Here is a 13,840-nt window from a genome sequence, read left to right on the forward strand (position 1 = left end):
TGCGCATGAATCGCCTCCTATCGCGCCAGTAGAATGGGGATTTCTGCATGGCGCAGAACATAGCGAGTCGCGCCGCCAAAAATGGCTTCGCTCAGCTTGGAATGACCATAGGCCCCCATGACAAGCAGGTCAGCGTCGCGCTCGGTGCAAAAGTCCACGACGACCTGACCGGCGTCAGTCCCTTCCAGGAGGAAGAGGTCCGCGGTGACGCCGTGACAGGCGAGATGGCGAACGATCGCCCGACCCGGATCTATCCCGTCTGGCACCGGAAGACCCGCCTGGGGGACGACGACAACGGAAACCTGCTTTGCGCTGTAGAGCAGCGGAAGCGCGCCTGCGACCGCTCTGGAAGCCTCGGCGCTCGCGTTCCACGCGATGACGATGTGATCCGCCAGCCTTTCCGACCGCCATGCCGCTGGAACAAGAAGCGTAGGCCTGCCGGATGCGAAGATCATGTCCTCGGACAGGCTCAATGCTGTCTTGCGCCGAGATGGGCCATCGGCCGGGCCAACGATTGCGAGATCAGCATGCCGTGCATGGATCATCAGATCCTCACCCCAGACCCTGTCCGAGATGCGCCATTCCCCGTGGAGTTCCTCCTGGAGGAGCGCTGCCTCAAACAATGTTCGATAGCGCGCGGCAGCGGCGCGCACCTGCTCACTGTGATGTGCGAGCATATGAGCGATGCCGGTCCCAACCGCAAAGCCAGAATAGCGGTGCAGTTCGAGCGCATCGGCGACAAATACCGCCGAGAGATGGGAATGGAAGCGGGCCGCCAAAGCCGCGGCATATTCCAATCTTGATGCCCCCTCCGGAATGTCCTCCAAATAGACAACGATATCCTGTAGCGACAAGATTATCTCCTCTTAAATCGAAGTGGCAGGCTGTATTGCGCCCGCGCGCGGCTATTGCCGCATGTCCGCATGGCGCCAAGAGAGCCGAAGGCGCATGTCATGCCACTGGGCATGAGAGCTTCAACTAATCGGATTGGAAGCAAGCGACACTCTTCCAAAAGCCGCGCAAACACGCGCCTGGGGGGGATGGTCGCGCCTCCCGGATCGTTCGATCGGGTCACGATCTGCAACGCACGGCCTGGGCGCCGCGACGGTTCAGCATGGCCGTCCCGCGCGTGACGATAAGCGTTACGCCGCTCCCTGAGAATGTCGCCTCTTTCCGCGCGGCCTTTAGCTTCGCAAAACCTGCCTCATCACGGAGAAACAGGGTTTGATTGTCATCGAAGACATCGACTGAAATTTCACTGCCGTCATCACAGCGGTATCGATTTGTTCTGGCGACCGAAGGCGGAATATAGTGAGACAGACTTTCATGATCGCTGCCTTCGTCCTGCCGTTCCCCTTCATCGATGTTATGACATGCAACAAGGGCGAAAGCCCCTAATGCCAGCGCGAAGGAAAGAAGCGGCTTCCCAAAAGGCAAGGGCTCGCCTTTTGACCAAGCGTCGTGCGTACATGCGGTCTCGCCATTGCCCTGAGGGAGGCGACCACATGAACGAGAGCCCGAAAGCGTGCCTCTCGCGACAATCGACCGTGATAAACCGTGCGGCGCGGCCTTAGTCCGTGCTATCCGGTCCAACGACCGGCCCGCCTTTCGTCTTCCCTGCCGGGACGACATATTCTCTGCCGCGGCACTCATAACGCAAACGATCCTGTCAGGTAAACTTGCTCTCGGCGGTCGTCCGAAGGAGTCTGCCAGCCGACATTATGGGGCGACCCGAAGGGCTCACGACGGGAGGGAGGAAAAACCCGTCAGGCGATGTCGACTGGCAGACTAAGCACGGTAACGCCGCGCATTCGTGCAATGCGAGAAGCTCCCGGCCATTCGTGAACGCTCGCCTGCTCAAAAAGCGTGCAATCGGATCTTGCGCCCGACCGACGGCGTTTTAAGTATGAGCGAGCGCTCACTCCCTGCTTATGATGCGGTGTACACGGATGGTCAAGAGGCAAATATGCAAGCGTGCACCTCCAGCCTCTGGGCGACCAATTGGGGATGGGAAAGATTGCACAGCCAGAGCTGCGCCTATAGGCAGGTTGATCAGACAGGACTACGGTATGAACCAGACTTCGAAGAAATATGCCACCGGCCAGTCGCCGCGGGAGAGAATCATCAACGCGGCGAGGGCCCTGTTCGGCGCAAAGGGCTTCCATGCGACGACCACGGCGGAGTTGGCGGCCGACGCATCCGTCAGCATGGGACAAATCTATCGCCACTTCACGGCCAAGGACGAGATTGTACTGGCGATCGTGGAGGAGAATGCACAGCATCGGGTGGCAGAGATGCATGCAATCTTCGACGCCGTCGAACGCGGTGAACAGACCATGTTCGACGCGATCAAAGCCATAACGGAAATCGCTCTGCACAATGAAGGGGGCGGGCTGCTTTTCGAAATTCTGGCCGAAGCGTGGCGCAACCCGTCGGTGGCCGAACGCCTCGACACGCTGACCGCATTTTACCGAACCGGTGTGCGCAGGCTCGCCGAGCTTGCGCGACCCGACCTGCCAGCCTCAGAACTGGACGGCTATGCCGATATAATGATGGCCTGCTTCATCGGCTTGGGGCATCGTCCCGCCATAGAACCTTGCGCGGACATCGAAAAAGCCAGTCGGACGACCGCCACATTGATGATGAGGTCACTTGGACTAACGGAGTCGCCACCCAACACCAGAAGATGACGTCACCGGCCACATTCATCTGACGGTGGAGTATCCGGAAACCATGTCACGGTTCCGCCGGATGATAGTTTGTCGAACAAACACAGACGTTGGTTCGCAAAAAGGCGGGCTATCTCCTTTTGTGGATGGATAGTCTGCTAAAATGCCCACGCAAGACATTCGGGAGCGCGAATTCGATTCATCAGCGATACCATCAATATGGTGATCCGAAACGTCACATCTCGGCTGGCGTTTTCGTTGATTCCTCAGCAGCAGAATTAGCAGTCACGGCTTTTTTTTCATTTCGTTCCAACCTTGGCTTTTGAAAATCTCTCATTGAAATCCGCCAAGTTCAGGGTGAAGTTTTCCTCGGTACGGAACGCGCCATCACTCTCGCTCGGCTTCTCATGCTGCTTGTAAAGAGTGGGGTAGTTTGTCATGCGATCCGACGAAGTATGGAAGTAGGTCGAGTAGGTCTGGACGCTGACCGTCGGATTGGAGGTCGAGAAATCGAACGTCATGAGACGCAGCCACCCGTCGCCCAAAGCCGCTTTCGGCGCTTCGGGCGCGATCATCGGCAAAAGCTGACCGCGATCCTGATAGTCGGCCAGTATCTGATGGACGTCGTGGCCAAATGCGTTCTTATCCGTCGCATGCGATTGACCGTGCTGATGTCCACTCAACACCATGAATATCTGATCGCTCCTCAAGATGAGCTTTTGCCAGAGTTCCTCTGGTGAATTGTGTTCACCATGGACAGCGTCGAAATCCACCGCCGCGATCGGCTTGCGCTCCCCTTCAGTGTTGAGGTGATCGTGGATCGAGATGATGGTCGGAATGCCTGGATATTTCTCTAAAAGGGCCTGCGCCCACTCGATGACATCATCTTCCGGCGCCATTTCCAGTCCGATATGAAGGAACCGGTAGCCTCCTGCCTCGAAGACCTGAGCGCTGTCGGCGCCGCCGTTGAAAGAAGCGACGTACCACGGCTTTCCTTTGAAAAACTGAGAGTTGCTGCCGAAAACCGCGCGGAAATTGTCCAATCCTCCGTAGTGCAGCATCCCATAACTGCGCGGATCGCCAGTTTTCATCGTTGCCGGCCAACGCGAGTCTGACCACACGGCGTCATAGTCGTGATTGCCGGGGACAACCGAGAAAGGCAATTTGCTGGCCAGGATTTCATAGCCGGCACGCGCGATAGGCATCTCCACGGTCAAGGTTCGCGGTTCAGGGCTCAGATAATTGCCGAACACCGGGTTCGGTATGGCCTTCAGTCCCTTCGCCACATGCTCAACGTCCATCGATCTGCTGCCGTGTTGCCAGATATCGCCCACGGACGTTGCAAATACGATGTCGCCCCCGGCGGATCGGGCGTTGCGGGCTATATATTCCATCTGATCGATGAAGATGTCCTTGGCGTCGATCGGAAATCCGGCCTCCCGCTGATGGCTGTAGTCCAGATAATTCTGCGTATCGGGTATGACCGCGATGGTGAAACGCTGTTCCGCACCCTGTGCCATGGAGGTCGAGGGCACTAGCGCCGCCCCAAGCAGTGAGGACACGAAGAAGCGAGATAGATGGTGCAATTTCATTAGCAAAGCCTCCGGCTTTTGGGATTGATTACCAGGCGAGCCGTGCACCCGCACCGAACGTTCGCGGCTGCCCGACAAGTCTCGACGGACCGGCAATATCAACAAAATAACGTTCGTCCGTGACGTTTCTGGCGTAGCCGTAGACCGAGATACCGCTGGCGATATTCTGCAGTTCCACGCGCAGATTCAGGAGCGCATAAGATTCCGTTTTGGAAGAGAGCGAATTGTCCAGGCGTTTATACTCGCTTCCCTTGTAGGTGACATCCGCGCTTGAACGCAGTCGCCACTCGGGCGTGAGAGTGATGCTGTGAACGAGACGGGCGTGGCCAGACGCGTTCGGCGCGGCAGGAAGATCATTGCCCAGATTGAGCGTCACGAGAACCGGGTTGCTCGATTCAAACTTTGTAATTTCGCTATCGAGGAAGGTGGCGCCCACATCGATGGAGAGTTGTTGCGCTTCGGTCCGCACTAGATTGAGCGTTGCGGTCACATCCACACCCTTCAGCTTGGCGGCGGCAATATTGGTCCTGACATTGCCGTTCGGCGTGGCCGTGCTCGATTGCAAATTCTTGAAAGAATAATGGAAGCCGTCAACCGCGAGGTTGAAGCGGTTCGATGCCGGAAACCATTTGATACCACCTTCGAACGAATCGACGGTTTCAGATTTGAATGAAAACGCTTCAGGCGCGGAGAAAATGCTCGTTCCATCGAACCCTCCGGCCTTGTAGCCTCGCCCGTAGGCGCCGTAGATCGATAGCGAGCCGGTCAAGTCGAACTTGGCGGATACGCGGCCCGAGAGATTGTCATCATCGAAGTCATTGTCAAAGGACACGGGCAATGGCAGGCCGATACCGGTGGTGATGCCGTAGGGGTTGGCGTCGATCGTCGATCCGAAATAATTGGACGATTCTGTGGTGTAGCGCAGCCCGCCCGTCAGCGTCAGGCGATCGACGGGCCGCCAGTCGATCTGGCCGAACACCGCGAAGCTCTCGCGCCTCTGATGGTAGTCGGTTTCGATCTGGGTGAAACGGCTGTCCTCATAGAAAAGCGTCGTGCCAAAGTCGGTCTTGTCCTTCAGATAATAGGCTCCGATCACCCAATCGAACGAACCTTTCCGGGCGTTGGAAAGACGCGCCTCGAATGAGGTCTGCTTGACTTGATCGGTGAAGATGAATTGATTGACGCGCAAAGGCGCTCCGGGGGCGCCGTCGAGCGTGCGATCCGATTCCTCGTGACCCGCGACCAGATCAAGATGGAGCGTATCGCCAAGGCTCTGGGTAAGCGTGCCGCTCACGCCGAAAAGATCCGTTTTTCGGCGGGGGTAGCGGTTGGAGTAGAAGGTGAACGGATCATTGTCGGGCTCGAGCCAGCCACCGTTGCTGACTCCGCGCACAGAGTCCTGCGGCTGGCTTTCCGAACGGTCGCGGCTGCCCCACAGCTTCAGGGTGAGGTCGCCGCCGCCCGTGTCCGCCCGCACGGTGGCGCGAGCGGCCCAGAGGTCGCGGTCGCCATAATCGCTGCGTGCGCCCGGATCGGGCAGCGCCGGCAGTTGCGGCCGCAATCGCGTGCCGGCGGCGGACCCCGCACCCTTGCCGTCCATGAAGCCTCCGCCTTGATCGGTCATGACGGCGAGGCGCAAGCCGATCCGGTCGTTCAAAGGTACGCCGATTGCTCCTTCGGCTCGGAAGCGGGCATAGCTCGCATAGTCCGCCTGAACATAGCCGCCGAACTTGTCATCCGGGCCGCGCGTGATGAGATTGACGACGCCGGCCGTGCTGTTGCGGCCGTAAAGCGTGCCCTGCGGTCCTTTCAGGACCTCGACCCGCTCGATGTCGAAGAACGGTACTGACAGAAAGACGTTCGAGCTTTGATAAATGTTGTCCACATGGAACGCGACCGAAGGGCTTCCATTGGGCCGATAGTCATCCTGTCCCCCTACACCTCGAATGCTGATGGTGGTGGACGCGACGCCGCCGAAGTTCGATGTGATGCTCATGCCCGCTACCTGGGATGTCAGGTCTTCGAAATTGGACACGCCATTGTCGGTGATCTGGGCGCCCGTCACGACATTGATTGCCGCGGGAATGTCGGCGAGACGGGTTTCGCGTTTTTGGGCAGTGACAATGATTTCGCCCCCGCCCAAATCCTGGACCTGTGCGGCAGCCGCCCCCGGCGCCAGAAGCGCGATTGCGCCCCCGACCTTGAATATGACCTTCATGAGTCTAGAATCCCTGCCCTGAGAAGAATTAGACTTGTGTCTATAAACGGGTTATTACGCCCGTGTAACAAGAGGAGAGCTAGTGCAGAAAATGGCGACAGCGGGTGGGAAGCGCGAGCGAACGCGGCGGCACATTTATGAATGCGCCCTCAGACTGTTCCGCGAAAAGGGTTACTCAGGGACAAGCGTCGGCGATATCTGCGCTGAAGCATCAATCTCGCGCGCCACGTTCTTCATCCATTTTTCGGAGAAGGCGGCTTTGGTCGGTGAGGCGAGCCGGTACTTGGGAGAGGCGTGGGCAAGCTTCGAGCGTGCGCTCGGCGTCCTTCCGGCAATAAGTCTGCTGCGGCATTACATCGAATTTCTCTTCGACAACATGGTCGCGCCGGAGATATCTGCGCCGATGCTTGACGACTTCCGCCAGACCTTCAGTGGCAATATGGCGCCGGGCACCGGCCCTGGGACGATGCATTATCATGCAACCGAAATCATCATACGCGCACAGGACGAAGGCGACGTGACGTCACTCACTTCTGCCGACATGCTGGCCCATCATGCGATCCGTCTCGTCATTCTTTATCGTACCTCACCCATCGGAACGCCTAACGAAACGAAGGCCTTGCTTTGGCGACTATTTTACTTGGGGGCACAGTCGACGGATTAGGGAAGAGTCCTGATCGGTCTCGACTTGACTGGCATGATCCAAGTCCCCGCCGAGGATGACGTCAAACCAATCGTACGAAACGATCTGGCACCTCAGCAACACGCGGTCGAGGCTGTGTGCCGATGATTCTGTAGGAACGCCAACTCCCTGACAGTATGATGTCGCTTTGGCGAATTGGATGATGTTCGTCCGTCGCGCGAGCATGCTGCTTTCATACAGCCAGCGCCTGGCTTTTGAGCCAAATCCATGCTTCTCCGTACGGCACCGACCGGAGAGCAGGCGCGTTACGTGATGAGCGTGTCGGTAGCCGCGACAGCCGCGCCCATGCACGGAAAAGAGCGTGATACAGGTCGTTGGGACGGTATCGATCATCGATCGATTTTGAACCGGCGCGGATCCGAGCCTCCGCACGGGCGCAACAAGCGCCGCCTGGCAACCCCTCCATGGGGGTTCTCCAGCATGCAGGCCAGGACTTCCTCGCGACAGTGGCAACCCGCCCTTTGGGCGATCGACGTTCACTGCAAGCGGATGGCGAAGCACGGCCATGCGAGCGACACCGCAGAAAGCAATGCAGGCATCCGGTTGCGATGCCAATCTTGTTTGCCGACGATCTACCGAGCTGTAGTCGATGAGCTACAGGTCAGCGGAACTGTTCGCCCCGATAGACGCAACAAGTCGCACTCTCAAAGCCGCGGCCGGCACCAGCCCGAAAAGTCAGACCAATGGATTTGCCCATTGCACTGCATCGAAAAACGGTTATTGCAGCGCACCATGAGAATGAGCGCTCACTCCTACATGTGCTGACAGGAAATCCGATGGTCCCTCACAAAAGAACCACCCTCCCCCTCCTTTCTTTCGTCATCCTGCTGGCAGGCTGCGGGGCGCAGGAGCCTGAGAAGACTACACCGCCTGAAGTCGGCGTGGTTACGCTCAAGAGCGAGCCGGCGGTCTTGATGAGTGAGTTGCCCGGCCGCGTCACGGCGGTGGAGACGTCCGAGGTGCGCCCTCAGATCAGCGGAGTGATTCGCAGGCGCCTCTTTGAGGAAGGTGCCATCGTCCATGCTGGACAAGTTCTCTATGCGATCGAAGATGCGCCCTACAGAGCCGCTTTAGGTGCGGCCCAGGGTAGCCTTGCTCGCGCGCAGGCCGCAATCGACGCGACCCGTCTTCAAGCCGAACGATATCGCGGATTGGTCAATATCAATGCTGTCAGTCGCCAGGAGGCCGATAATGCGGACGCTGCGGCGCGGCAGGCCCGAGCTGACGTTTCAGCGCAGCGGGCCGCTGTTGACGCAGCACAAGTCAATCTTGGTTTCACACAGATCCGGGCGCCTATCTCGGGACGGATCGGACGCTCGCGCTTCACCCCAGGCGCACTTGTCCAAGCGGGTCAGCCAGACCCTCTCGCGATAATTCAGCAAACCGATCGTGTTTATGTCGACGTCACCCAGTCTGCCGCCGAAATTCTCGAACTCAAGGAGGCGATGAAGGCTGGCGGGGTCGTGCGGGACGACGGCAGCGCCCGCGTCGCACTGGTGCTGCCTAACGGCAAGACCTACCCTGTCGAGGGACGACTGCAGTTTTCCGAAGTCACCGTCGATCAGACTACTGGCGCTGTGACGTTACGAGCCTCCTTCCCCAACGCCGACGGCATGCTGCTCCCCGGGATGTACGTGCGGGCACGCCTTATCGACGGTGTGCGCCAGAACGCGATCCTTGCGCCACAACGCGGCATTGCCCGCAACGAGCGCGGCGAGCCGACAGCGCTGATCGTAAACAGGGAAAACAAGGTCGAGCAGCGGATCGTCGCAACCGACCGTGCGCTTGGCGACCGGTGGGTGATCACGAGCGGACTTAAGCCGGGCGACCGGCTGATCGTCGATGGCCTCCTCAAGGCCAAACCGGGAAGCTCGGTCACGCCCCGGGCACCGGCACCTGGCACCTCCAAGTTTGCGGGGAAATAAGCGATGTCCCGCTTTTTCATCGACCGCCCCATCTTTGCATGGGTCATCGCCATCATCCTGATGCTAACCGGCGTGCTCGCAATCCGCACGCTCCCGATATCGCAATTTCCGGAGATCGCGCCGCCTGCCATCGCCATTCAAACCATTTATCCCGGCGCTGACGCCACCACGCTGGAGAAGACCACCACAACGGTCATCGAGCAGCAGCTCAAGGGCATCGACAATCTGCGCTACTTCTCGTCGAATAGCGATTCGGCAGGCAATCTCACCATCACCCTGACCTTCGAACAGGGCACCGACTCCGACATCGCCCAGGTACAGGTGCAGAACAAGCTCCAGCAGGCGATGCCGCTGCTGCCGCAGGAAGTGCAGCAACAGGGTGTTCGCGTTCAAAAATCCTCAGCGAACTTCCTGCTCATCGTCGGTCTATATTCGGAGGATGGAAGCCACAACCGCGAGGACATTGGCGATTATCTGGCGTCAGAACTCCAGGATCCACTGAGCCGGATCAGCGGCGTGGGCGACACGCTGCTGATGGGCGCGCAATATGCAATGCGCGTCTGGGTCGATCCGATCAAGCTCGCTAACCTCAATCTCACCTTCGCTGACGTCAAGACTGCAATCAGAGCGCAGAATGCCCAGATCTCGGCCGGCCAGATCGGCAATCTGCCGGCCAAGGCGGGACAGGCGCTCAACGTCACCGTTTCGGCACAATCGCGGCTCGAGACCCCGGATCAGTTTCGAAATATCCTGCTCCGGACAAATCCCGACGGCTCCACGATCACGCTGAAGGATGTCGCCCGGATCGAAGTCGGCACAGAAAATTATAGCTTTGAGACGCTTTACAACGACAAGCCTTCTGCCGGGCTCGCGATCAAGCTCGCCCCGGGCGCCAACGCGCTCGACACGGTCGAAGCCGTCAAGGCCGAGGTTGCCGAACTCTCCAAGCAGTTCCCGCCCGACATCAAGGTCGTCTATCCCTACGATACGACGCCGTTCGTCGAACTATCGATCGAGCAGGTCATCCACACTCTCGTCGAAGCGGTCGTCCTTGTCTTCTTTGTAATGCTGCTCTTCCTGCAGAATTGGCGGGCGACACTGATACCGACAATCGCTGTGCCGGTGGTTTTGCTGGGCACCTTTGCCGTGCTGCTGGCGTTGGGCTACTCGATCAACACGCTCACGCTGTTCGGCATGGTGCTCGCCATCGGCCTTCTCGTCGACGATGCGATCGTCGTCGTGGAGAATGTCGAGCGCCTCATCCAGGAAGAAGGACTTTCGCCTAGGGAAGCTGCCCGCAAATCGATGGACGAGCTCAGCGGCGCACTGGTCGGGATCGGCGTGGTGCTCTCGGCGGTGTTCCTGCCCATGGCCTTCTTCGGTGGATCGACCGGGATCATCTATCGGCAGTTCTCGATCACTATCGTCACGTCCATGGCCCTTTCGGTGATGGTCGCACTGATCCTGACGCCTGCCCTGTGTGCAACCATCCTCAAGCCCGCTGCCCATGGCCACCATGAGAAGAAAGGCTTCTTCGGCTGGTTCAATCGGACCTTCGATCGCGCCACCGCGCGCTACGGCGATGGCGTGCAGCGTATGAACCGAAGCTGGAAGCGCTCGCTTCTCCTCTATGGCTTGGTGGTGGTCGGCATGGGTGCAATCTTCGCGCAATTGCCGAGCGGCTTCCTGCCTGATGAGGACCAGGGCATCATGGCCGCGCAAGTCACATTACCGACTGGCGCGACGATGGAACAGACGCTCGCGACCATTGGGGAGGTCCGCAAACATTTCCAGACGAATGAAAAAGACAATGTGTCGATGGTCTTCAGTGTCGGTGGATTTAGCTTCAACGGCCAGGGCCAGAATGTCGGCCTCGTCTTCATTCGCCTGAAGGACTGGAAGGACCGGCCAGGCGCACAGAACAAGGCGATGGCTATTGCCGAACGCGCGAACAAGGCGCTCGCCGGGCTGCGGGCCGGCCAGGCGATCGCCTTCATTCCACCCGCCATCGTAGAGCTGGGCAACGCTACCGGCTTTGACATGCAGCTCGTCGATGTCGGACGCGTCGGCCACGATCGACTGATCGCCGCCCGTAACAAGCTTCTGGAACTGGCAACCAAGGACAAGATGCTCGTGCAAGTGCGACCCAACGGCCTAGACGACGTGCCGCTGCTCAAGGTGAACGTCGATCAGCCGCGCGCAGGCGCGCTCGGCCTCAATCTGGCCGATGTCAACGACACGCTCTCAACCGCGCTCGGTGGCGCCTATGTCAACGACTTCCTTGATCGCGGACGCATCAAGAAGGTATTTGTCCAGGCTGACGAAAGCGCACGCAGCAGTCCAGAAGACATCGGCAGGCTTTACGCCCGCAGCGCCAACGGCGCCATGGCCCCCTTCTCGGCCTTCTCCGATAGCAATTGGTCCTACGGCGCGGCGCGACTTGAACGCTATAATGGACGCAGCTCGGTCGAGATACTCGGCGCCCCGGCTCCGGGCTACAGCACCGGCGCGGCAATGGCGCGCATGGAGGAACTGGGCAAGCAGCTTCCCGAAGGTGTTGCGATCCAGTGGACCGGCATCTCCTACGAGGAGAAGCTTTCGGGCGGCCAGGCGCCAGCGCTCTATGCGCTTTCGATCCTCATCGTCTTCCTTTCGCTCGCCGCCTTGTATGAAAGCTGGTCGGTTCCGATCGCTGTGATCCTGGTCGTCCCGCTTGGCGTGGTCGGCGCGCTTATCGCTGCCTGGCTGACCGGTCTCAACAACGACATCTACCTTCAGGTCGGGCTGATCACGACCGTGGGCGTCGCTGCCAAGAACGCGATCCTCATCGTAGAGTTCGCGGAAGAGAAGATGCGCGAAGGGCTTGGCGCTGCGCAAGCGGCGTACGAGGCAGCAAAGCTGAGGTTGCGGCCTATTCTGATGACCTCGCTCGCCTTCACCTTCGGCGTGCTGCCGCTCGCCGTCTCTAATGGCGCGGGCGCCGGCGGGCAAAATGCGATCGGGCGAAGCGTGGTCGGCGGGATGATGACCGCGACATTCCTCGCCATCTTCTTCGTGCCGGTATTCTTCCTCGTGGTGAAGAAGCTCTTCCGGCAGGAAGGCGGATCGCAGGAAAATGCGCCGCCTTCCCTTCCCTCCAGCTTTGAGCCGCAGGAGGCCTAAAGATGACCAAGCTTCGCATCGCCGCCGCCTCGATCGCGGCCATGACCCTGGGCGCCTGCAGCATGGCGCCTGAGTACACCCGACCAAGCCTGCCGGTGCCGGCCGCATTGCCATCCGCCGCGCAAGACGACCCGTCTGCCTCTGCAATCCCGGCAGATCTGGCGTGGAAGGATTTCTTCACTGACACCAGACTGCACAGCGTCATCCAGGCGGCTCTTGAGAACAATCGTGACCTGCGGATCGCACTTGCCAACGTCGAACAGGCACGCGCACTCTATCGGGTGCAACGGGCAGATCTCCTGCCGACCATCGGCGCCAATGGCAGCGCCACCTATCAGGATATACCGGCGGGCACCGCCATCTTCGGCGGGCGCGTCGATATCTATTCCGCCAATATCGGCACGTCGGCTTGGGAAATAGACCTGTTCGGCCGGATCCGGGATATGAACAAGGCGGCTCTGGAGCAATATTTTGCAACCGTCGAGGCTCGTAATGCCGCGCAAACGAGCCTAATCGCCGAAACGGCATCAGCCTGGCTCACGCTTGCGGCGGACCGCGATCGCTTGAGGATAGCGCAGGAAACCGTTCAGGCGTTCGGGCAGACCCTCGAACTCACAAAAGCGCGGTTTGCCGGAGGCGTCGCTTCGGAACTCGAAGTCCGCCAAGCGCAAACCAGCTATGATCAGGCGCGCTCGGACATTGCGCAAAATACGAGTCTGATCGCACAGGACCGCAACGCTCTTGAACTGTTGGCTGGCACCAGCCTCAGTGAGGGTTTCCTGCCCGAAGGGCTCGGTTCGCAAAGCGCGACGATAGCAAACCTTCCGGAGGGCCTGTCGTCACAGTTGCTGCTGCGGCGACCCGACATTGCCGCGGCCGAGCACCAACTGCGCGCAGCCAATGCCAATATCGGTGCCGCCAGGGCCGCGTTCTTTCCTCGCATATCGCTGACCGCGGCTTTCGGCACGATCAGTGCCGGCCTCTCCAACCTGTTCGGCGACGGCAGCGACTACTGGTCTGTCGCTCCGTCCGCATCGCTGCCAATCTTCGACTATGGCCGAAATCAGGGCAACCTGCGCTATGCCAAGGCAACGCACGATGTCATGGTCTCGCAGTATGAACGGTCGATTCAGCGCGCTTTCAGGGAAGCCGCCGACGCGCTCGCCAGGAAAGATACGATTCAAGGCCAGGTCGAGGCGCAGACTTCGCTGCACAGTGCCGCAGCACGCGCTTACCAACTGGCCGAAGCGCGGTATCGGGCGGGAACCGATCCTTTCCTCGCAACGCTAGACGCTCAGCGTGCCCTATACGCGGCGGAGCAAAGTCTGCTTGCCACAAGGCTGGTTCGGGAGGCAAATTCGATAGAACTGTATCGCGCCTTTGGTGGAGGTCTCAAATGAGGCTGCTGTGCCCTCACTCATGCGATGGTCTGCCTCGCCCGGCTGTCGCTCAACGTCGGATAGCATTCTTAGCCTGAGGCGGACCGACCAGGGCTTACAGACACGAAGCCTCTGGGAGCGGCGTCGCCCTTCCCGCCCGCGCATTGCCAGGTCCGGAAGGCAGAATAAGCC

At 59.5% G+C, this 13,840-nt stretch carries 9 protein-coding genes; 5 read left to right on the forward strand and 4 right to left on the reverse strand.

Annotated elements, in window-relative coordinates:
- Positions 1 to 17: 17 nt before the first annotated feature.
- Both RLDS_RS52640 and RLDS_RS52645 read right to left on the reverse strand, forming a co-directional pair.
- Entirely contained in the window at positions 18 to 854 is an 837-nt protein-coding gene (locus tag RLDS_RS52640; RefSeq protein ID WP_021228519.1) for a universal stress protein, read from the reverse strand.
- Positions 855 to 1,071: 217 nt separating this feature from the next.
- Complete coding sequence (locus RLDS_RS52645; RefSeq protein ID WP_021228520.1) at positions 1,072 to 1,437, reverse strand: hypothetical protein; 366 nt, start codon at positions 1,435 to 1,437, stop codon at positions 1,072 to 1,074.
- A 632-nt stretch (positions 1,438 to 2,069) separates the two neighbouring features.
- On the opposite strand from RLDS_RS52645, the gene RLDS_RS52650 reads away from it, so the two are divergent.
- Positions 2,070 to 2,690, forward strand: coding sequence for a TetR/AcrR family transcriptional regulator (locus RLDS_RS52650; RefSeq protein ID WP_021228521.1), 621 nt, complete (start codon positions 2,070 to 2,072; stop codon positions 2,688 to 2,690).
- Between the two features lie 278 nt (positions 2,691 to 2,968).
- Here the strand turns inward: RLDS_RS52650 and RLDS_RS52655 are convergent, their stop codons facing one another.
- Both RLDS_RS52655 and RLDS_RS52660 read right to left on the reverse strand, forming a co-directional pair.
- On the reverse strand, positions 2,969 to 4,261 hold the full coding sequence (locus RLDS_RS52655; RefSeq protein WP_031299178.1) for a metallophosphoesterase: 1,293 nt from the start codon (positions 4,259 to 4,261) through the stop codon (positions 2,969 to 2,971).
- 28 nt (positions 4,262 to 4,289) lie between these two features.
- Positions 4,290 to 6,479, reverse strand: coding sequence for a TonB-dependent receptor (locus tag RLDS_RS52660; protein ID WP_021228523.1), 2,190 nt, complete (start codon positions 6,477 to 6,479; stop codon positions 4,290 to 4,292).
- 91 nt (positions 6,480 to 6,570) lie between these two features.
- On the opposite strand from RLDS_RS52660, the gene RLDS_RS54810 reads away from it, so the two are divergent.
- The 4 genes from RLDS_RS54810 to RLDS_RS52680 all read left to right on the forward strand — a co-directional run bounded on the left by RLDS_RS54810 (position 6,571) and on the right by RLDS_RS52680 (position 13,669).
- Positions 6,571 to 7,143, forward strand: coding sequence for a TetR/AcrR family transcriptional regulator (locus RLDS_RS54810; RefSeq protein ID WP_021228524.1), 573 nt, complete (start codon positions 6,571 to 6,573; stop codon positions 7,141 to 7,143).
- 815 nt (positions 7,144 to 7,958) lie between these two features.
- On the forward strand, positions 7,959 to 9,107 hold the full coding sequence (locus RLDS_RS52670) for an efflux RND transporter periplasmic adaptor subunit (RefSeq protein WP_021228525.1): 1,149 nt from the start codon (positions 7,959 to 7,961) through the stop codon (positions 9,105 to 9,107).
- A gap of 3 nt (positions 9,108 to 9,110) precedes the next feature.
- Positions 9,111 to 12,269: an efflux RND transporter permease subunit gene (locus RLDS_RS52675; protein ID WP_021228526.1), complete on the forward strand. Its 3,159-nt coding sequence runs from the start codon at positions 9,111 to 9,113 to the stop codon at positions 12,267 to 12,269.
- 2 nt (positions 12,270 to 12,271) lie between these two features.
- Complete coding sequence (locus tag RLDS_RS52680; RefSeq protein WP_021228527.1) at positions 12,272 to 13,669, forward strand: efflux transporter outer membrane subunit; 1,398 nt, start codon at positions 12,272 to 12,274, stop codon at positions 13,667 to 13,669.
- The last annotated feature ends 171 nt before the right edge of the window (positions 13,670 to 13,840 follow it).

This window comes from Sphingobium lactosutens DS20, assembly GCF_000445105.1.
GTDB lineage: Bacteria > Pseudomonadota > Alphaproteobacteria > Sphingomonadales > Sphingomonadaceae > Sphingobium > Sphingobium lactosutens.

Coding starts and splice junctions, on each gene's coding strand:
- RLDS_RS52675 (WP_021228526.1), top strand. CDS start 9,111: ATGTCCCGCTTTTTCATCGACCGCCCCATCTTTGCATGGGTCATCGCC.
- RLDS_RS52655 (WP_031299178.1), bottom strand. CDS start 4,261: ATGAAATTGCACCATCTATCTCGCTTCTTCGTGTCCTCACTGCTTGGG.
- RLDS_RS52650 (WP_021228521.1), top strand. CDS start 2,070: ATGAACCAGACTTCGAAGAAATATGCCACCGGCCAGTCGCCGCGGGAG.
- RLDS_RS52670 (WP_021228525.1), top strand. CDS start 7,959: ATGGTCCCTCACAAAAGAACCACCCTCCCCCTCCTTTCTTTCGTCATC.
- RLDS_RS52660 (WP_021228523.1), bottom strand. CDS start 6,479: ATGAAGGTCATATTCAAGGTCGGGGGCGCAATCGCGCTTCTGGCGCCG.
- RLDS_RS52680 (WP_021228527.1), top strand. CDS start 12,272: ATGACCAAGCTTCGCATCGCCGCCGCCTCGATCGCGGCCATGACCCTG.
- RLDS_RS54810 (WP_021228524.1), top strand. CDS start 6,571: ATGGCGACAGCGGGTGGGAAGCGCGAGCGAACGCGGCGGCACATTTAT.